Origin of the sequence: Streptomyces sp. NPDC001714 (genome assembly GCF_042892755.1) — a bacterium.
Lineage (GTDB): Bacteria > Actinomycetota > Actinomycetes > Streptomycetales > Streptomycetaceae > Streptomyces.
Genome location: NZ_JBIAUL010000007.1, coordinates 411,517 through 429,799, shown reverse-complemented (window position 1 = coordinate 429,799; position 18,283 = coordinate 411,517). Strand labels below are relative to the sequence as shown.

Genomic DNA, 18,283 nt, shown 5'->3' with positions numbered 1-18,283 from the left:
CACCGCGTCGAAGTGACCCGTCACGGGTCGGAGGGACAGTTTAGGTCGCGGGAACTTATCGGCCGCCGCGCAAGTTTCTACGGTGTTGTAGAAGTAATTTCTTGGCAAGCAGGCCTCTTACCGACCGAGGAGTGAGTGCGCATGGCCCTGTGGGACCGCATCAAGGATTCCGCGACGCAGATGCAGACCCAGCTCGTGGCGAAGAAGAACGACCTGAAGAGCGGTGCGTTCCGCGACGCGAGCATGGCGATGTGCGCGCTCGTGGCGGCCGCCGACGGCACCATCGACCCGGCGGAGCGGCAGCGGGTCGCCCAGCTCATCGCCACCAACGAGGTGCTGCAGAACTTCCCGGCGGACGACCTGCGCCGCCGTTTCGAGGAGAACCTGAACAAGCTGACCACCGACTTCGCCTTCGGCAAGGTGAGCGTGCTGCAGGAGGTCGCCAAGGCGAAGAAGAAGCCGGCCGAGGCGCGTGCCGTCATCCAGATCGGCATCGTGATCGGCGGCGCGGACGGCGACTTCGACAAGACCGAGCAGGCCGTGGTCCGCGAGGCGTGCTACACCCTCGACCTGCCGCCGCACGAGTTCGACCTCTGACCGGCGCCGGCGGGACGAGGGGCGGCGGCACGGCGGCGGCTCACATCCGCCGGCTCGTGGCCCAGCAGAGTGCGGTGAGGGCCACGGCCACGGCGCAGGCCGCCGCGGCCGAGCCGTCCAGATAGGTACTGCCCAGGACCGCCACGCCCAGCGTTGCCCCCAGTTGCTGTACGGCGTTCAGCGCACCCGCCGCCGAGCCGACCTCCTGGGGGCGCAAGGGGCGCAGCGCCAGCGTGAAGAAGGCGGGGGTGAACAGGCCCGCGCCCAGGCCGACCAGGCCGAGTGCGGGCAGGAGCGGCCAGGGGTAGCGGTGGGGGGCTGCGCCGGCCGTGGTGGCGTACACGACTGCGGCGGCCGTCAGGCCCGTGAGCACGAGGAGCAGGCCGTAGGGCATCATCCGGGGCCGGGCACCGCGGCGGCCCGACAGCCATGACGACACCGCCAGGCCGATCGACCACGGCGTGAGGCTCAGGCCCGCCGCCAGTACGCCCTGGCCCGCCTCCAGTTGCAGCTGAAGGACGACCACCGTCATCAGGCCGTTGGTCACGGCGAAGAACGCCGTGGAGGTGGCGAGGGCGGGCAGGAAGCTCCGGTGGGTGAAGAGGGTCGGCTCCAGGAGGGGCGCGGTCGTGCGGCGCTGGTGCCGTGCGAAGACGGTCAGGGTCAGCAGGCCGAACGCGAGCAACGCCCAGTCATGGAGCGGGAGTTCGGTGAGGTTCGTGCCGATCAGCGGGTAGACCAGCAGGCCCGTGCCGGTCGCCGCGAGTACCGTGCCCGGCCAGTCGAGGGCGGGGCGGTTCGGGGCGCGGTTCTCCGGGAGTTTCGGGGACAGGGCGAGGACGGCCAGGGCCACGGGGACGTTCACCAGGAAGGCGGCCCGCCACGAGAGGCCGAACAGGTCGGCGTGGGTGAGGACACCGCCGAGGACCGGTCCGCAGACGGCCGCGAGGCCCATCACCGGACCGATGCTGCCCAGCGCCCGGGACAGTTCGTCGCCCTCGAACATCGCCTTGATCAGCCCGATGGTCTGCGGAATGATCACGGCCGCCGCCGCGCCCTGCACCGCGCGGAAGGCGATCAGCAGGCCCGCCGTCGGGGCGAGTGCGCAGGCAACGGAGGCCGCGGTGAAGAACGTGACGCCGAGGACGAAGAGCCGGCGGCGGCCTGCGATGTCGCCGAGCCGTCCGCCGGTGATCAGGAGGACCGCGAAGGGCAGGGTGTAGGCCGTGCTGAACCACTGGACGTCGGAGAGGGAGCCGCCGAGACCGGCGTGCACGGCGGGGGCGGCGACCTGGACGATCGTGGCGTCCAGGAGGTTCATCGCCTCGGCGAGGAGCAGCGCGAGGAGGGCAGGCCGGCGCCAGCGGTAGGGGGTCGGGGTGGTGGGGGCTTGCGTGGGTGTCGTTGTCATGGGGGCAGCGTGCGTATCGCGAAGCACGGGCCGACGGTTCCTGAGGGGAAGAGAAGGTTTTCCTCCATCGGGCCCGGTGTTTGTGACGGAATCCCACGCGTTGAGTTCTGGCCACGGGTGGGCGGGGGCTGGTCGCGCCCACGCGGCGGAGCCGCGGACTTGATACAGCCCGCGCCCCCAGGAAACGTCGGCTGCTCAGACGTCGGCCAGTAGGGGCAGCAGCTCCATCGCCGCCGTCACGTCTCCCGTCAGCGCGCGGTCCTCCATGTCCCCCGACAGGGCCGCTGCCGCCAGCCGGAAGGCGGGCACCGTCGGCTCCACCGCGCCCAGGCGCAACGCGCGTACCGCCGCCACCAGTTCGCAGGCCAGTACCACCGGGTACGCCTCGGCCGCCCGTTCGGCCTGCTTCGCCGCCTGGCCGGCGAAGCTCGCCGCCTCCTCCAGGCCGTGGGAGAGGACGGTATGGCCGGCCGATGCCGGTGCCGCGTTGGAACGGAGCTCTGCCAGGGCCGAGTTGGCGGTGTACTCCAGGATCATCGTGCCGGAGCTGCTCGCCGGGCCCACGGCCAGGAAGGCGGGCAGGCCCGTGAGGTCGGCGCGGGTCAGTGCCTGGAGGCGGGCGGCGGAGAGCTGGGCGGTCTGCAGGACGGCGAGATCGAGGCCGTCCAGGGCCAGGGCGAGCGGGGCCGCGAAGAAGCCGCCGTGGTGGTAGACGTTGCCGTCGGGGGCCAGGACGGGGTTCTCGGTGGGGCAGTTGATCTCCGTCTCGATGACGTGGCGGAGCCTGTCGGCGGCTTCCAGGGCCGCGCCGTGCACCTGCGGGAAGGCGCGGAAGCCGTAGGGGTCCTGGATGCGGCGGCCGGTGGTGAGCGGGTGGTCGGGGATCGCCAGGATGCGTCGTACCTCCGCCGCCGCCCTGGCCGGGCCGGGGTACGGGCGCAGGGCGTGCACCGCGGGGGCGTAGGCCTCCGGGGAGCCCGAGACGGCTGCCAGCGAGAGGGCGGCCACCGCGTGGGTGGCCCGGAGCAGCACGTCCAGGTCGTGGCAGGCCAGGGCGGCCCGGCCCAGGGCGAGGGCGTTGCTGCTGAGCAGGGCGAGCGAGTCGCCGGGGCGGAGGGTGACCGGGGCGGGCAGTTCGGCCTCGGGGGACGCCGTGAGCCAGGGGCGCTCGCCGATCAGGGTGAGGCCGGTCTGGGCCAGCGCGGTGAGGTCGCCGGTGCCCACACCGCCGTACTCGTTGATCGCGGGGTGCACACCGAGGCGCAGGGCGTCCGTCAGTGCCGTGACGAAGGAGGGATGGATGCCGGAGCCGGCCGCCAGCAGCTGGTTGGCCCGGACGGCCAGCAGCGCCCGGGCCTGGCGGGCCGGCAGCAGCGGTCCGGCACCGCCGGCGTGGCTGCGCAGCAGGCGCAGGGTGTGGGCGGCGGCGTCGGACGGGTCGACGGCGACGGAGCGGTGGGCGCCCACGCCGGTGCCGCGGCCGTACCAATGCCCCTGTGCGGCGAGGCTGCCGGCGCTCTCATGGGCCCGGCGGACCCGGTCGAGCGCCTCGGGCGGTACGACGGGACCGGCAACGGCGTCGGCGAGCCGGACGAGTCCGGTCAGGCCGAGGCCGTTGCCGTCGAGCACGACACGGTCCAAGGATGGTCCAGGGAGGATCCGTGGCAGGTCGGGCACGGGTCAGCTGCTGAGGCCGACCTTCTTCAGCCAGGCCTGGGCCACGTCCAGCGGGTCCTTGTTGCCCGACTGGACCTGGGTGTCCAGGTCCAGCAGGGTCGCCGTGTCGAGCTTCGCGGAGACCGCGTTGAGGGCGTCGGTGGCCGTCTGGTTCAGGGCGCTCTTGTATACGAGGGGCTGGACGTTCTCGAAGCCGAAGAGGTTCTCCGGGTCCTGGAGGACGACGAACTTCTCCTTGGTGATGGTCGGGTCCGTGCTGAAGATGTCGGCGGCCTGCACCGCGTTCTTCTTCAGGGCGGCCTCGGTGAGCGCGCCGCCCGCGTCGAGCGCCTTGAAGGACTTGAACTCAAGGCCGTAGACGGACTTCAGGCCGACCAGGCCCTGCTGGCGGGTCTGGAACTCCGGCGAGGCACCGATGACCAGGTCCTTGGCGATGGTCTTGAGGTCGGCGATGGAGGACTTCTCGGTGAGGTTGTACTTGGCGGCGGTGGCCGCGTTGACCGTCACCGTGTCCTTGTCCTGCGCGGCCGCCGGGTCGAGCAGCGTCAGCTTGGAGTCGAGCTTGGCCTCGATGGCCGAGGTGGTCGCCTCGATGGTCTTCGGGGCTGCCTTGGGGTCGAGGTAGGCGAGCAGGGCACCGTTGTACTCGGGCAGGACGGAGATCGAACCGTTCTTGAGCAGACCGTAGGTCGTCTCCCGGCTGCCGATGTTCGGCTTGTAAGTGACCTTGACGCCCTTGGCCTTGAGTGCTTCGCCGTAGATGTCCGCGATCAGGGTGCTCTCGGAGAAGTTGTTGGAGCCGACGACAACGGTGTCCCCGCTCGCCTTGCTGTCCGACAGCGGGTCGGACTTGCTGTCGTCGGAAGAGGAACAGCCCGCCAGCAGGGCCGTCGTCGCGGCGAGCGCGACGGCCGCCACGCCTCGGTATGTCCGGATTGACCTGCTGGGAAGGGTGTTGGAAGTCACGGTTGCCGTTCCGGGAGCTGTGGGAAGGGTGGGGGTCTTGCGAACCACGCGGGAGGTGTTGCGTGCCACGGGGCTGTTGTGAACCACTCCCGACGATCCAATCCAGCCGGTTCTCGATCAGTCAAGTATCTCCGGGTTACCGATTGGCTTCAATCCGTGGCCAGTTGTGGACGGACAGCGGTCTCTTTGTAACGGATTCTTGATAAACAGCAAGCGGAATGGGGCTTCAAGAACGCTGTAGTCTCACGGCAGTTGATATCGGTCACAGCGGTGCACGGGGCCCGCTACTCGGTGTCGTTCCGCAACAGCTCGGGGTGAAGACGCCCCCCAGACCAGACACCCTCATGAAGGAGGCCCGGTGTCCACGAACCAGGTGGACGCGCCCGTCCGGCCCGCCCAGGCGCGGGGCGGGATACGGGGTTTCGCCGACCGTTGGCCCTTCCGGCGCAAGCTCAACCTGCTGGTCGGTGTGCCGCTCGCCGTCATCGCCGTACTGCTGGCGTACGTCTTCACCGACCTGGTGCGGCAGTCCACCAGCGCGGGGGACGCCGCTCAAACGGTCCGGGACAGCGCGCAGGTGGCACGCCTCGTGGACAACGTCGAGGCCGAGCACCAGCAGGCGATCCTGCTCTCCGCGCGGTACGAGTCCGGTGACGCCAAGCCCTCGCCCGCCGCCTACCGCAAGGCCCAGGACGCGGTGGACTCCCAGGTCACGAAGGTCCGTGACGCCTTCGGCGACCGGCTGCCGAACACCGAGGCGGACGCCCTGCGGCAGGTCGAAGGCCTGTCCAGCCTGCGCGACTCGGTCGAGCAGGCCTACCTGCCGGCCGACAACATCGACCCGGCGTACAGCAACGCGTCCAACGACCTGATCGACGGCCTCGGTCTGGACCGCGACACCGACCTCGCCGCCACCTTCACCGGCAACCTGCTGGACTCGCTGCTGCGCGCGGACGCCGCCCACGGCGCCTTCGAGACCAACGTGCTCGCGGCGACCACCGGCGACACCAACGCCCTGATCGAGTTCACCAACGCGGTCGGCGCCTACGACCTCTACCAGCACCAGGCCGACCGGTTCACCCGGTTCGCCACCGAGGGGCAGGCCCGGCAGCTGGCCGACGTCGAGCACACCAAGGCGCAGAGCACCATCGCCGAGTCCTTCGCCGAGCTGCAGATCGACCCGACCAAGCTGGATGCCGGCGGCCAGGACGCGATCCGGCTGGCCGTCAAGGACGCGCTCAGCGACTACCCGGCCTACCACGACCAGGCCTCCGCCCGGCTGACCATCACCACCTCGCTCATCGGCCAGATCGCCGAGCGGGCCGACGCCGCCGCCGGCTCCGCCAAGTGGCGCGCCATCTACCTGCTGACCGCCTCGCTGCTCGGCTTCGTCCTCTGGATCACCCTCGCCGCGCTGGTCCGCCGCTCGGTGATCCGCCCGGTGCAGGCCCTGACCGGGGTCGCGCACGAGGTCGCCGAGGTGGCGGGCCGCGAACTCGCCCGCGTCGCCGACGACGACGCCGAGGATTCCGGCCCGCCCCGGCTGCGGGACATGCCGGTCACCGCCCGCGACGAGATCGGTGACCTGGCCGAGGCGTTCAACCAGGTGCAGACCACGGCCGCGGCCCTGCTGGAACGCCAGGTGCTCAGCCGCCGCAACACCGCCGAGATGTTCGGCAACGTCGGCCGCCGCGTCAGCAACCTGACCACCCGCCAGCTCGCCTTCATCGACGCGGTGGAGCGGGCCGAGACCGACCCCGCCCTCCTCGAACGCCTCTACTCCATCGACCACATCGCCGTCCGCCTGCGCCGCAACGCGGACAGCCTGATGCTGCTGGCCGGCATCCGCGAGACCGTGCTGGCCGCGGGCCCGACCCCGATATCCAACGTCGTCCGGGCAGCGCTCGGCCAGATCGAGGGCTACCAGCGGGTACGGCTGTACGCCGGCACGGACGCCATGATCGAGCCGGACATCATCGGCGACCTCACCCTGATGGTGGCCGAACTCCTGGAGAACGCGGTGTCGTTCTCACCGGCCGGCAGCCCCGTCGAGGTGACCGTCCGCTCCAGCGACGAGGGCGCGCACATCGTCGTCACCGACCACGGCCTCGGCATGAGCGCCGAGCGGCTGGCGGAGGAGAATCAGCGGCTGATCCGCCGTGAGCGCCTCGACCTGGTGCCGACCAAGGTGCTCGGCCTCTTCGTGGTGGGTGCCCTGGCCCGGCGCTGGGAGATCGGCGTCGAGCTGACCCGGACCCCGGGCGGCGGTGTCACCGCCGAGGTGACACTGCCCGCCCGCCTGCTGCTGACGATGAGCGCGGTGGCGGACACCTCCGGCACCCCGGTCACCGGGGAAGCGGCGGCGCCGCCGGCACCGGTGCCGGCCGCCGAGGCGACCGGCCCGACCCCCGCGGTCATGCTGCCGGCCGCCGCCGAACCGGAGAGCCTGCTCCCCCGCAGGCTGCCGCGGCGCGAGCCCGCCGCTGAGTCCGCGGCTGCGGAGGCCCCGCTGATCCCGGCCGCCCGCTCCGGCGAGCCCCCGGCGGACCCCGCCGACTCCGACGCCGGCGACGGGCCCCGCCCGCTGCGCCGCCGGGTACGCGGCGCGACCCTTCGCACCACCGTCGGCGCCGCCCAGACCCTCGCCCAGGCACCGCGCACCCGCGACGCCGAGGCCGAGCGGGACGCGCTGGACGAGTTCGAGGCGGCGGTGGAGCGCGCCCGGCGCGAGAGCGACACCGGAAGCCACGAGCGGCCCCTGCCGCCCATCGACCCCACACACCCCCCGCAGGACCAGAACCACCTTCCGGAAGGAGCCGAGCAGTGAGCACGTCGACAGGTGACACCCCTACGGGCGGCATCACGCCGACCGACCTGCAGGCGGCCGCAGCCGACTTCACCTGGCTGCTGAACCGCTTCGCGACCGAGACCGCTGGCGTGGTCGACGCGATCGCCGTGTCCTCCGACGGTCTGCTGATCGCCGTCTCGGAACTGCGTGAGCGCGCCCACTCCGAGCGGCTGGCCGCGATCGTCTCCGGCATCACCAGCCTGGCCGCCGGCGCGTCCGGCAACTACGGCCTGGGCGGCCTCAACAAGGTCATCATCGACCTGGAGGGCGGCCATGTCATCGTCTCCGCGATCGGCAGCGGCGCCGTGCTCGGCGTGGTCGCCGACAAGGAGGCCAAGCTCGGCAACATCGCCTACGAGATGACGCTGTTCGCCAACCGCGCGGGCGCGGCGCTCAGTCCGCAGCTCGTCCTGGAACTGAAGAACAGCGTCGGCGTCCCGCAGACGCGCTGACCGGCAGCGCCGCCGGTCGAGCAGCCGAGAAGGCCGAGAGAGGAAGACACAGCCATGGCGGACCCGCCCCCGGGCCCGGACCCGGTCGGCCCCGCCCCCGCCGTACGGCCGTTCCTGGTCACCGCCGGCCGGGTGGCGGACAGCGCCTCCGGACCGGCGATGCCCGTCGAGACCCAGGTGGTGGCCACCGCCGCCGGGCTCGCCGTGCTCGACCGGCTCTCCTTCGAGCAGCACGACATCGTCGCCGCGTGCCGGATTCCGCAGTCGCTCGCGGAACTGGCGGCCCGGCTGCGGCTGCACCTGAACGTGGTCCGGGTGCTGGCCGAAGACCTGCGCGAGGCCGGGCAGCTGACGGTGCACGTGCCCGACTTCGAGGCCACCCACGACTCGTCCGTCCTGCGCAGGGTTATCGATGGCCTGCGGGCCATCCCCGACTCCCGAGGGGTACTCCGTGACACCGACTGACTCGCTGACCCGGGGCACCGGGCGTACGGCCGTACGGCCGCCGCTGCCGGTGAAGATGGTCATCGCGGGCGGTTTCGGCGTGGGCAAGACCACCGCCGTCGGCTCGATCTCGGAGATCGAGCCACTGACCACCGAGGCCTCGATCACCGAGGTCGCGGCGGGTGTGGACGACCTGACGCTCACCCCGCGCAAGACGACCACGACCGTGGCGATGGACTTCGGCTGCATCACCATCGACCCGACGCTGAAGCTGTACCTGTTCGGCACGCCCGGGCAGGAACGGTTCGGGTTCATGTGGGACGACATCGTCGAAGGGGCGCTCGGCGGGCTCGTCATCGTTGACACGCGTCGCCTCGACGACTGCTATGCCGCGGTCGACTACTTCGAGCACAAGGGGATTCCGTTCGCCGTCGCGATCAACGCGTTCGACGGCCGCGTCGAGCACACGCTGGACGAGGTGCGGTGGGCGCTGGACGTCGCCGAGGGGACGCCGCTGGTCGTCTTCGACGCGAGGGAACGGGGTTCTGTGCGGGATGCACTGCTTGTCGTGCTGGAACTGGCGCTGGCGCGGACTGGGGGCTAGTGCGGTTGGGTGGGGAACTGCGGGCCGTGTGTGGCTGAGCGCGCAGTTCCCCGCGCCCCTGAAGGGGCGCGCTATCCCCTCCGTACTCCGGGAGAAACTGTCACCCGGGCTATGGCCCAGAAGATCCCCAGCGTGGCCAGGGCCATGGCCGCCACCAGGGTGGCGCCGCCCACGACCTTCTCGTAGTTCTTCTGGTAGAGGCCGTCGATGATGTAGCGGCCGAGGCCGCCCAGGCTGACATAGGCCGCGATGGTCGCCGTCGAGACGATCTGGATGGCCGCCGAGCGCAGGCCGCTGAGGATCAGCGGGAGGGCGACCGGGAGTTCCACCTGGAAGAGGACGCGTGCCTCCGGCATCCCCATGCCCCGCGCCGCGTCCACCGGGGACGGGTCGACCGAGCGCATCGCCTCGTACGTGGTGACCAGGATCGGCGGTACGGCGAGGATCACCAGCGGGATCATCACCGGCAGTATGCCGAAGCCGAGCCAGATGAACATCAGGACCAGCAGGCCGAAGCTGGGCAGCGCCCGGCCGGCCGTGGCGATCAGGGCGAGGGTGTTGCCGCCGCGGCCGTAGTGGCCGGTGATCAGTCCGACGGGCAGGCCGATGACCGCCGCGTAGGCGAGCGCCTCCAGGGAGTACTGGATGTGTTCCCAGAGGCGGGTGGGGATGCCGTCGTAGCCGTGCCAGTGGGAGCTGTCGCTGAAGAAGGCGTGGACGAAGTTGAGGACGTTCACCGGGCGCTCTCCTTCGGCATCCAGGGCGTCAGCACACGGCGTACGAGGACGAGGACGGCGTCGGCCAGGATGGCCAGCACGGCTGTGGTCACGACCGAGTTCACCGCCAGTTCGGGGCGGTGGTAGATGTTCGCGTCGTTGAGCAGGTTGCCGAGCGCGCCCTGGTTGCCGATCAGCATGCCGACGCTGACCAGGGAGATGCTGGAGACGGTGGCCACCCTGAGGCCCGCGATGATCGCGGGGACGGCGATCGGCAACTGCACCTGGAAGTAGCGGCGTACCGGGCCGAGGCCCATCGCGGTCGCGGCGGCCAGGGTCTCCGCCGGGACCGAGCGGACGCCGTCCACGATGGCCGGGACCAGGACCACCAGGCTGTACACCGAGAGCGGGATCATCACCGTCGTCTCGGTCTGGCCCGTGTAGTCGATGAGGACGACGAAGAAGGCCAGCGAGGGGATGGCGTACAGGATCGTGGTCACGCCCAGCACCGGCGGGTACAGCCAGCGGAAGCGCACGCAGAGCTGGGCGATCGGGAGGGACACCAGCAGGCCCGCCAGGACCGGGATGAGGGCCTCGCGCAGGTGGAGGCCGATCAGTCCGAAGTAGGTGTTCTGGAGGTCGCTCGGGATGTCGAAGAAGCCGCTCATCCCCCGACCTTCGCGTCGTCGCGGCCCTCGGCGTGGGCGGTACGGATCGCGGCGCCGATGACCTGCTGGGAGACGACGCCGACCGCGCGTCCCTCGCCGTCCACGGCCACCGCCCAGCCGGTCGGCGAGAGGACGGAGCCGTCGAGGGCGGCGCGCAGCGAGTCCCGGCCGGGCACGAAGGGCCGCCCGTACGGGATCAGTTGCTCCGGGCGGATCGAGCCGGCGGTGAGGGCCCGCGGCTCGCCCCAGCCGAGCGGCCTGCCGTCCAGGTCCGTCACGAGGAGATAGGGGGCGTCGGCCGTGGCGCGGACGCCGAGCCGGGTGGCGTCGGCGTCGATCGCGACGATCGGCGCCGTCTGCAGCTCGAGGTCCGCGGACGGGAAGAAGGAGAGCCGCCGGATGCCCCGGTCGGCGCCGAGGAAGTCCTCGACGAACGCGTCCGCGGGGTCGGTGAGCAGTTCGGCGGGCGGGGCGAACTGGGCGAGGTGGCCGCCGGTACGCATCACCGCGACCATCGTGCCGAGCTTGATCGCCTCGTCGATGTCATGGGTGACGAAGACGATGGTCTTGCCCAACTCGTCCTGGATGCGCAGGAGTTCGTCCTGGAGACCCTTGCGGACCACGGGGTCCACGGCGGAGAACGGCTCGTCCATCAGCAGCACCGGCGGGTCGGCGGCGAGCGCCCGGGCCACACCGACGCGCTGCTGCTGGCCGCCGGAGAGCTGGTACGGGTACCGCTTGGCGAGCGCCGAGTCCAGGCCCACCCGCTCCATCAGCTCGGCCGCCCGGGCCCGCGCCTTCTGCTTGGTCCAGCCGAGCAGCCGGGGCACGGTGGCGATGTTGTCGATGATGGTGCGGTGCTGGAAGAGGCCGGCGTTCTGGATGACGTAACCCATCGACCGGCGCAGGGTGTTGACCGGCTGCGCCTGGATGTCGGCGCCGTCCAGGAGGATGCGGCCCTCGCTGGGCTCCACCATCCGGTTGATCATCCGCAGGGTCGTCGTCTTGCCGCAGCCCGAGGGGCCGACGAAGACGGTGATCGAGCTGTCCGGTATCTCCAGGGAGAGCCGGTCGACGGCGACCGTTCCGTCCGGGTACCGCTTGGTGACTGAATCTATCCGTATCAAAACGCCGAATACCCTTCGGGTTTGCCAGAAAGTGCCCAGTTTTCGACCACGGTCGCCGTGGCTCAGGCAGTTGTGGACAGAGTTTAAACCGGAAGTGTTTCAGCACCTTGGCGGCTGACTGATCCTCTTCAGTTTGTGACCTGCCGACCTCCAGCTGTGCCGCACCTGTGAGTTCCCTGATTCTCATTCCCCGCTCAGTGAAGCCTCAGGACCGCCCCAGACAGCGCCCCGATCGTCATGGTCATGAACGAAACGAACGCGGGAGGCGTCCGGCGCCGGTCGGTCGAGATCGTGGTGCCGGTGTACAACGAGGCACACGTCCTCGCCGGCAGCATCGGCCGTCTCCACGCATACCTCGAAGACTCCTTCCCGTTCCCGTTCCGCATCACGATCGCGGACAACACGAGCACGGACGCCACCTGGACGGTGGCGACCGACCTGACCCTGCGCCTGCCGCACGTCCACGCACAGCGGCTGGAGCAGGAGGGCCGGGGCCGCGCCCTGAAGCACGTGTGGAGCCGGTCCACGGCCGACGTGGTCGCCTGCATGGACGTCGGCCTCTTCACCGGGCTCGACGGCTTCCTGCCCCTGGTCGCACCCCTCCTCTCCGGCCACAGCGACCTCGCCATCGGCAGCCGGCTGCACCGGCAGTCGGCCGTCGTACGCGGCCCGAGGCGGGAGTTCGTCTCGCGCTCCTGCAACCTGCTGCTCAAGGCCGGGCTCGGGGCCCTCCCCCACTCGCGGCTGCGCTCGAGCGGGGGGACCCCCACCCCGGACGCGCAGTGCGGCTTCAAGGCCGTGCGCACCGAGGTGTTCCGCGCGCTCGCCCCGCACCTCGAGGACACCGCCTGGTTCTTCGACACCGAACTCCTCGTGCTCGCCCAGCGCAACGGCCTGCGCGTCCACGAGCTCCCGGTCGACCGGGTCGACGACCCCGACAGCCGGGTCGACATCGTCCGCACCGCCGTCGACGACCTCAAGGGCATGGCCCGCATGCTCCGGGCCACCGTCACCGGCCGCACCCGCGTCCAGGCCGTACCCCGCCACACCCCCGTCCCCCAGAACGTCACGGCCCTGCCCGCCGGGGCAGCCTCCGCCGTCGAGCCCATGGAGTACGCGTCATGACGACCCTCGCCCCGCCTCCCGCCCCGGTCCAGGACGGCCGGCACCGGGCCGCCGCCCCGCCGGTCTCCCGTGCCAGAAGGCTCTTCCTGGGCGCCCCCGACGACCCGCGCTGGGCCCGCCCGGCCCTGTGGGCGATCCTGCTCCTGGCCACCGCGCTGTACGCCTGGAACCTCACCTCGATCACCGGCAACACCTTCTACGACGCGGCGGTCTACTCGGGCACCAAGAGCTGGAAGGCGTTCTTCTTCGGCGCCCTGGACGCCGGCAGCTTCATCACCGTCGACAAACCCCCCTTCGCCCTCTGGGTGATGGGCCTGTCCGCCCGCGTCTTCGGGTACGGCACCTGGCAGTTGATGCTGCCGATGGTCGCCGTCGGCGTCGGCTCGGTGGCGTTGCTGTACCGGCTGGTGAAGCGGGACTTCGGGGTCGTGGCGGCCACGATCGCCGCCCTCCTCCTGACCCTCACGCCGATCACCGTCGCCATCGACCGCGACACCAACCCCGACCCGATCCTGGTCTTCCTGATGCTGCTCGGCGCGGCCGCCCTGCTGAAGGCCGTGCGGACGGGCAGGCTGATGCCCCTGGTCTGGTCGGCGGTCGCGATCGGCTTCGCGTTCAACACCAAGATGATGCAGGCGTACGTCGTGCTGCCCGCGTTCTTCCTGGTCTACCTGTGGGCCACGAACCTGTCGCTGGGCAGGCGCATCCGCAACCTCGCCGTCGCCACGGCCGCGTTGGTCGTGAGCAGTGCCTGGTGGATGGTGGTCGTCGACCTGATCCCGGCCTCCTCGCGGCCCTACATCGGCGGCTCCACCGACAACACGGTCTGGGACCTGGTCATCGGCTACAACGGCTTCGGCCGGATCTTCGGGGCGAGTTCCTCGGTGGGCTCGCAGGGCAACGGCGCCGGCTTCGGCGGCAGTGCGGGCCTGTACCGGATGTTCAACGACATCATGGGCGGCCAGATATCGTGGCTGATCCCGTTCGCCGCGATCGCCCTCGTCGGCGGACTGGTGCTGCGCGGCCGCGCGCCGCGCACCGACGCCAGGCGGGCCGCGTTGATGCTGTGGGGCGGCTGGTTCGTCCTGCACTTCCTGACCTTCTCCCTCGCCGAGGGCACCTTCCACCCGTACTACGTCACCGCCATGGCGCCGGGGATCGCCGCCCTGGCCGGCGCGGGCGGGGTCATGCTCCACAAGGCCTTCCGGGACGGCTCTGCGGCCATGGGGGTCCCCCCGCGCGAGCGCATTCGAGCGTGGGGGAGGGGCTGGGTGCTTCCGGCTGCCGTCGGCGTCAGCACGGTCTGGGCGGTCGTGCTGCTCCAGCGGGTCTCCGGTTCCGGCACGGTGTACACGGTCGCCGAGGTGGTGGCCGCGCTGGGCGGTGCGGTGGCGGTGACCGGGTTGCTGGTCGGGCGGTTCATGAGGCGGCAGAGGCTGATGGGCCTCGCGGCGGTGGCGGCGGTCGTCGCCCTGCTGGCCGGCCCGGCCGCCTACTCCGTCTCGGCGGCCACCGGCACGAGCAGCAACGGCACCAACCCCACGGCCGGACCGAACACGGGTGGCGGCATGAGCGGCGGCGGTGGCCGGCGCCCGAGCGGCAGCGCGCCGAGCGGGACCTCGAGCGGCACCGCCCCGAGCGGCTCCGCAAGCTCCGGCGGCCAGTCCATGGGACAGCCGCCGACCGGGACGGCAAGCACCGGCACCGGCACCGGCACCGGCTCCAGCAGCCGGTCGCAGTCCGGTCGGACCGCCGGCGGCATGGGCGGCGGCACCCAGGTCAGCTCCGCGATGATCACGTACCTCGAGAAGCACCAGGACGGCGCCACCTGGCTGGTCGCGGTGGCCACCGACCAGACCGCGTCCTCGATCATCCTGGAGTCCGGTCAGCCCGTCATCTCCATGGGCGGCTGGTCCGGCAGCGACAACGCGATGACCCTCGCCAAGCTCAAGAACCTGGTCAAGGCCGGCAAGCTGCACTACATCGTCGTCAGCAGCGACGGCGGCCAGGGCACCGACACCGAGATCGCGACCTGGGTGAAGAAGCACGGGACGGCGGTGAGCGCCTACAGCGGCCTGTACCGCCTGGACGCCTCCGACGTCAGCTGACACCCCCTCCCCCGAAGCGGGCGGGCCGCCGGTATCTCCCACCGGCGGCCCGCCCAGGTCTGTCCGCCGGGTCTCGGCGGTGACCGCGGGCAACCCGCAGCAGCCACCGGATCCGGTCGCTCCCCCGCCGGACGGTTCCGTCTGGCGCACCTCCCCGCCGCCGCGAGGGTCAGGCGGCCGCCGACGGCTGCCCCGCGACCGGGAAGCCCGCCGTCCGCAACACCTGCCGCCCGGCGTCCACGGCGAACACCTCGCAGCCGGGGCGTGCGGCCGCCCACCCGACGCCCTCGGCGCCCATCGCGAAGGCGGCCGTGGCCACGGAGTCCGCCTCGGTCAGCGAGGAGGCGACGACCGACAGGCTGAGCAGGCCGGTCGCCGGACGCCCGGTGCGGCCGTCGATGATGTGGTCGCCGCGCTCGTAGCGGGCGGAGGTGGCGACCGCCCCATAGGTGAGTTCGAGGACCGTGCACAGCCGGTCGGCGTGCTCGGGGTGCCGTACCCCCACCCGCCAGGGCCCGCCGGCGGCGACCACGTCACCGCCGGCGTTCAGCACGAACCGGCGCGCCCCGGCCGCCGACAGCAGGTCCGCGGCCCGCTGCACCGACCAGCCCTTGACCACCGCGCACGGGTCGAGACCCCGCCCCGGCAGCCGTACGTCGAACGCGCCCCCGGTCGCCAGCCGGTACTCCTCGCACAGCGCGAGCACCTCGGCGAGGTCCGGGCTCACCTCGGACGCGGCGATCTCCCCGCGGTCGAGCCGGGAGACCTCGCTGTCCGGCCGGAAGGGGCTGAACCTCTCGTCGACCGCGCGCAGCCAGGTGAACACGGCGTCCGCCGCCTCCCCGTAGTCCCCCTCGTCGTCCATCCGCAGGGACACGGGGAAGCCCATGACGTGTTCGACCCGCTGCATGCGTTCAGCCCTTCGCGTCGATCGCGGCCTGGAGGGACTCCTTGTAGGCGTCACTGGTGATCGTCGCCCCGGACACGGTGTCGACGTCCGCGCTCTGTGCCTTCAGTGTCTCCGATATCAGCACCGGCACGGCGGCCGCGGTCTGCGGATGGTTCGGCTGCTGGAGCATCGCCACCGCGGAGATCTTGTCGCCGGAGAAGGTCACCTGGACCTGCACCGGCCCCTTGTCCGTGGTGACGGTGGTGCCCTTGACGACGGTCCCGGCCGCGCCCGAAGCGGTGGTCGAGGTCGCCGACGGCGCGGGGGCGGGCTCGGCGGTGGCGGACGTCGTACCGCCGATCGACGGCTCGTAACGCCAGACGGGGATCAGGCCCGCGATGCTGAGGGCGACGACAGGTATGGCTCGCTTCACGGTGTCTCTCTCATCCCGCCAGGCTGAAACGCTCGAAGTGGATCTGCGGCTTGGGCACGCCCAGGTCCCCCAGGGTGCGCAGTACCGCGTTCATCATCGGCGGCGGCCCGCACAGGAAGACGTCCCGGTCGGCGATGTCCGGAACCAGCCGGACCAGCTCGCGCGCGGCCAGCTTGTCGGGGACCGGCGGGCCGGTGACCAGATGCAACTCGGCGCCCTTGGCCACGGCGAGGTCGCGGAGTTCGTCGTAGAGGACGGCGTCCCGTTCGGTGCCGACGCGGTAGACGACGACCGCGTGGCCTTCGAGGTCCTCGAGGAGGGCGCGGATGGGGGTGACGCCGACGCCGCCCGCGATGAGCAGGGTGTCCGGCTTGCGCCGGTGCAGGGCGGTGAAGGCGCCGTAGGGGCCCTCGGCGAAGACGCGGGTGCCGACCTTCATGTGGCGCAGGGCGGCACTGCCGTCACCGGCCGCCTTGACGGTCAGGCGCAGCGTGCGGCCGTCGGGGGCGGCGGAGAGGGAGAACGGGTTCGCCTGCCACCAGCGGTCCTTGGTCAGGAACCGCCACAGGAAGAACTGGCCCGCCTGGGCGGGGAGTTTGTCGAGGTCACGCCCTGTGACGTGGACCGAGACGACGTTGTCCGACTCGGGGACGACGGCGGAGACCCGGAACTGGTGGCGGTGGTTGCGCCAGAGGGGCAGGACCAGCCGGCCCAGGGCGACCGCGCCGAGCGCCACGCCCCACAGCGCGTACCAGTACGTCTTCGCGGCGGACGACGCCGTGAACGTCGTACCGACCGCGACCTGGTGGCTGAAGGCGAGCACCACGGCCACGTAGGTGTACAGGTGGATGAAGTGCCAGGTCTCGTAGGCGAGCCGACGGCGGGCGTAGCGGGCCGAGACGGCGCCGACCACGATGATGATGCCCAGCGCGACCACGGCCCGGAGCACGCCCTCCGTCGTCTCCGCGAGGTCGACCAGCTCGCCGACCGGGCCGACACCCGCGCCGTCGGCGTAGCCGAAGCCGATGAAGACGGCGTGCGCGAGCAGCGTCCAGAGCAGGGCGAATCCGGTCCAGCGGTGCCAGGAGGTCAGCCGGTCCATGCCGATCCGGCGGTCCAGCCAGGGCAGCCGGGCCACCAGCACCAGCTGGAAGGCCATGACGAGGGCGCCGTAGAGGCCGAAGAAACGGCCGATGACGATCAGGGCGTTGGAGGCGAAGCCCGCCTGGGCGAAGAACCAGGCGACCACGGCCGCGTTCGCGGCGAGCACGGCGTACAGGCCCGTGCGGGCCACCACCCTGGGGCGTATCGCCGTGGGGGGCGCAGGGGGTGATTGGACGGTCGTCACGGGTCGGCAGCTCCTTGATCGGCTCCTGGGAGTCGAGCTTCACCCGTGGTCGCTGTCGTTTTCCTGTCGGACGACTTTCAACTCCTTATCGATGTCTTCTCCGTGTGGGACGGGGTCTGGCGCATCCGGCCCGGTGGCGCAGTATGAGCGGGTGGAAAAAGTACGACTCCTCGTCGTGGACGACGACCCGCCGATCGCCGACCTGGTCGCGACGGTCGCGCGGTACGAGGGCTGGGACGCGGTCACCGCGTATTCCGGTGAGGACGCGCTGGCGCGGGCGGCCGAGTTCCGGCCGGACATCGTCGTGCTCGACCTGATGCTGCCCGACCTCGACGGCTTCGGTGTGCTCGACCGGCTGCGGCGCTCCGGGACGATGGTGCCGGTGGTGTTCCTCACGGCCCGCGACGGGGTCGCCGACCGGGTCGCGGGGCTGACCCGGGGCGGGGACGACTACCTGGTCAAGCCGTTCGCGGTGGAGGAGCTGATGGCCCGGCTGCGTACGGTGCTGCGGCGCAGCGCGGGTCCCGGCTTCCAGCGCTCGGTCCTGCGGGTCGCCGATCTGACGATGGACGAGGACACCCGCGAGGTCCGCCGCGGCGACCGGCTGCTCTCGCTGACCCCCACCGAGTTCGAGGTGCTGCGCTACCTGATGCGCAAGTCGCCGACCGTGCTCACCAAGGCGCAGATCCTCGACCACGTGTGGGAGTACGGCTTCGGCGGCCGTTCGAACGTGGTGGAGCTGGTGGTCAGCCGGCTGCGCCGCAAGATGGACGAGGACGGCGGGGAGTCGCTGATCCACACCGTGCGCGGTTTCGGATACGTCATACGGCAGCAGGCGGCGGAGTGATCGCCCGGTTCCGGATCGGCCTG

Annotated in this window: 17 protein-coding genes; 8 read left to right on the top strand and 9 right to left on the bottom strand. The window is 71.4% G+C overall.

What is annotated here, in order from left to right; genetic code table 11:
• The first annotated feature begins 141 nt into the window (after positions 1–141).
• The gene (locus ACFY0P_RS21195; protein WP_132890095.1) at positions 142–597 is read left to right on the top strand and encodes a tellurite resistance TerB family protein; all 456 of its coding nucleotides are present in this window, start codon (positions 142–144) and stop codon (positions 595–597) included.
• A 40-nt stretch (positions 598–637) separates the two neighbouring features.
• Here ACFY0P_RS21195 and ACFY0P_RS21190 read toward each other — a convergent pair whose 3' ends face one another.
• The 3 genes from ACFY0P_RS21190 to ACFY0P_RS21180 all read right to left on the bottom strand — a co-directional run bounded on the left by ACFY0P_RS21190 (position 638) and on the right by ACFY0P_RS21180 (position 4,651).
• Positions 638–2,008: an MFS transporter gene (locus ACFY0P_RS21190; RefSeq protein ID WP_388915053.1), complete on the bottom strand. Its 1,371-nt coding sequence runs from the start codon at positions 2,006–2,008 to the stop codon at positions 638–640.
• 195 nt (positions 2,009–2,203) lie between these two features.
• Entirely contained in the window at positions 2,204–3,649 is a 1,446-nt protein-coding gene (locus tag ACFY0P_RS21185) for an aromatic amino acid lyase (protein ID WP_388915050.1), read from the bottom strand.
• 39 nt (positions 3,650–3,688) lie between these two features.
• Positions 3,689–4,651, bottom strand: a complete 963-nt coding sequence (locus tag ACFY0P_RS21180) for an ABC transporter substrate-binding protein (protein ID WP_388915047.1) — start codon at positions 4,649–4,651, stop codon at positions 3,689–3,691.
• Between the two features lie 358 nt (positions 4,652–5,009).
• Here ACFY0P_RS21180 and ACFY0P_RS21175 point away from each other — a divergent pair, with 358 nt between their 5' ends.
• The 4 genes from ACFY0P_RS21175 to ACFY0P_RS21160 are packed head-to-tail and all read left to right on the top strand — an operon-like array spanning position 5,010 to position 8,999.
• Entirely contained in the window at positions 5,010–7,478 is a 2,469-nt protein-coding gene (locus ACFY0P_RS21175; protein WP_388915044.1) for an ATP-binding protein, read from the top strand.
• Positions 7,475–7,951 (top strand): roadblock/LC7 domain-containing protein, encoded by a 477-nt coding sequence (locus tag ACFY0P_RS21170; protein WP_089104678.1) that lies wholly within the window; start codon positions 7,475–7,477, stop codon positions 7,949–7,951. The genes ACFY0P_RS21175 and ACFY0P_RS21170 overlap by 4 nt, the downstream gene beginning before the upstream one ends.
• 54 nt (positions 7,952–8,005) lie before the next feature.
• Positions 8,006–8,416, top strand: a complete 411-nt coding sequence (locus tag ACFY0P_RS21165; RefSeq protein WP_351712296.1) for a DUF742 domain-containing protein — start codon at positions 8,006–8,008, stop codon at positions 8,414–8,416.
• On the top strand, positions 8,403–8,999 hold the full coding sequence (locus tag ACFY0P_RS21160) for an ATP/GTP-binding protein (RefSeq protein ID WP_388915040.1): 597 nt from the start codon (positions 8,403–8,405) through the stop codon (positions 8,997–8,999). The genes ACFY0P_RS21165 and ACFY0P_RS21160 overlap by 14 nt, the downstream gene beginning before the upstream one ends.
• Positions 9,000–9,070: 71 nt before the next feature.
• Here ACFY0P_RS21160 and ACFY0P_RS21155 read toward each other — a convergent pair whose 3' ends face one another.
• Genes ACFY0P_RS21155 through ACFY0P_RS21145 form a run of 3 tightly spaced genes read right to left on the bottom strand, consistent with a single transcriptional unit; the run spans position 9,071 to position 11,510 of the window.
• Entirely contained in the window at positions 9,071–9,736 is a 666-nt protein-coding gene (locus tag ACFY0P_RS21155; RefSeq protein WP_388915037.1) for an ABC transporter permease, read from the bottom strand.
• Entirely contained in the window at positions 9,733–10,383 is a 651-nt protein-coding gene (locus ACFY0P_RS21150) for an ABC transporter permease (protein WP_388915034.1), read from the bottom strand. Before ACFY0P_RS21150 ends, ACFY0P_RS21155 begins: the two co-directional genes overlap by 4 nt.
• Positions 10,380–11,510, bottom strand: coding sequence for an ABC transporter ATP-binding protein (locus ACFY0P_RS21145; protein ID WP_388915032.1), 1,131 nt, complete (start codon positions 11,508–11,510; stop codon positions 10,380–10,382). The genes ACFY0P_RS21150 and ACFY0P_RS21145 overlap by 4 nt, the downstream gene beginning before the upstream one ends.
• Before the next feature lie 243 nt (positions 11,511–11,753).
• Between ACFY0P_RS21145 and ACFY0P_RS21140 the strand changes: the two genes are divergently transcribed.
• On the top strand, positions 11,754–12,635 hold the full coding sequence (locus ACFY0P_RS21140) for a glycosyltransferase (RefSeq protein WP_388915029.1): 882 nt from the start codon (positions 11,754–11,756) through the stop codon (positions 12,633–12,635).
• On the top strand, positions 12,632–14,743 hold the full coding sequence (locus ACFY0P_RS21135) for an ArnT family glycosyltransferase (protein ID WP_388915026.1): 2,112 nt from the start codon (positions 12,632–12,634) through the stop codon (positions 14,741–14,743). Before ACFY0P_RS21140 ends, ACFY0P_RS21135 begins: the two co-directional genes overlap by 4 nt.
• A 169-nt stretch (positions 14,744–14,912) precedes the next feature.
• On the opposite strand, the gene ACFY0P_RS21130 is transcribed toward ACFY0P_RS21135, so the two are convergent.
• The 3 genes from ACFY0P_RS21130 to ACFY0P_RS21120 are packed head-to-tail and all read right to left on the bottom strand — an operon-like array spanning position 14,913 to position 17,413.
• Positions 14,913–15,653: an FAD:protein FMN transferase gene (locus tag ACFY0P_RS21130; RefSeq protein ID WP_388915023.1), complete on the bottom strand. Its 741-nt coding sequence runs from the start codon at positions 15,651–15,653 to the stop codon at positions 14,913–14,915.
• 4 nt (positions 15,654–15,657) lie between these two features.
• The gene (locus ACFY0P_RS21125) at positions 15,658–16,065 is read right to left on the bottom strand and encodes an FMN-binding protein (RefSeq protein WP_388915020.1); all 408 of its coding nucleotides are present in this window, start codon (positions 16,063–16,065) and stop codon (positions 15,658–15,660) included.
• Between the two features lie 10 nt (positions 16,066–16,075).
• Entirely contained in the window at positions 16,076–17,413 is a 1,338-nt protein-coding gene (locus ACFY0P_RS21120; protein ID WP_388915017.1) for a ferric reductase-like transmembrane domain-containing protein, read from the bottom strand.
• Between the two features lie 151 nt (positions 17,414–17,564).
• Here ACFY0P_RS21120 and ACFY0P_RS21115 point away from each other — a divergent pair, with 151 nt between their 5' ends.
• Positions 17,565–18,260 (top strand): response regulator transcription factor, encoded by a 696-nt coding sequence (locus ACFY0P_RS21115; protein ID WP_388915015.1) that lies wholly within the window; start codon positions 17,565–17,567, stop codon positions 18,258–18,260.
• The last annotated feature ends 23 nt before the right edge of the window (positions 18,261–18,283 follow it).

Bases quoted from the DNA above. Each gene is read 5' to 3' on its own strand.
- ACFY0P_RS21190 (WP_388915053.1), bottom strand. From the start codon at position 2,008: ATGACAACGACACCCACGCAAGCCCCCACCACCCCGACCCCCTACCGC.
- ACFY0P_RS21195 (WP_132890095.1), top strand. From the start codon at position 142: ATGGCCCTGTGGGACCGCATCAAGGATTCCGCGACGCAGATGCAGACC.
- ACFY0P_RS21130 (WP_388915023.1), bottom strand. From the start codon at position 15,653: ATGCAGCGGGTCGAACACGTCATGGGCTTCCCCGTGTCCCTGCGGATG.
- ACFY0P_RS21165 (WP_351712296.1), top strand. From the start codon at position 8,006: ATGGCGGACCCGCCCCCGGGCCCGGACCCGGTCGGCCCCGCCCCCGCC.
- ACFY0P_RS21140 (WP_388915029.1), top strand. From the start codon at position 11,754: ATGAACGAAACGAACGCGGGAGGCGTCCGGCGCCGGTCGGTCGAGATC.
- ACFY0P_RS21135 (WP_388915026.1), top strand. From the start codon at position 12,632: ATGACGACCCTCGCCCCGCCTCCCGCCCCGGTCCAGGACGGCCGGCAC.
- ACFY0P_RS21150 (WP_388915034.1), bottom strand. From the start codon at position 10,383: ATGAGCGGCTTCTTCGACATCCCGAGCGACCTCCAGAACACCTACTTC.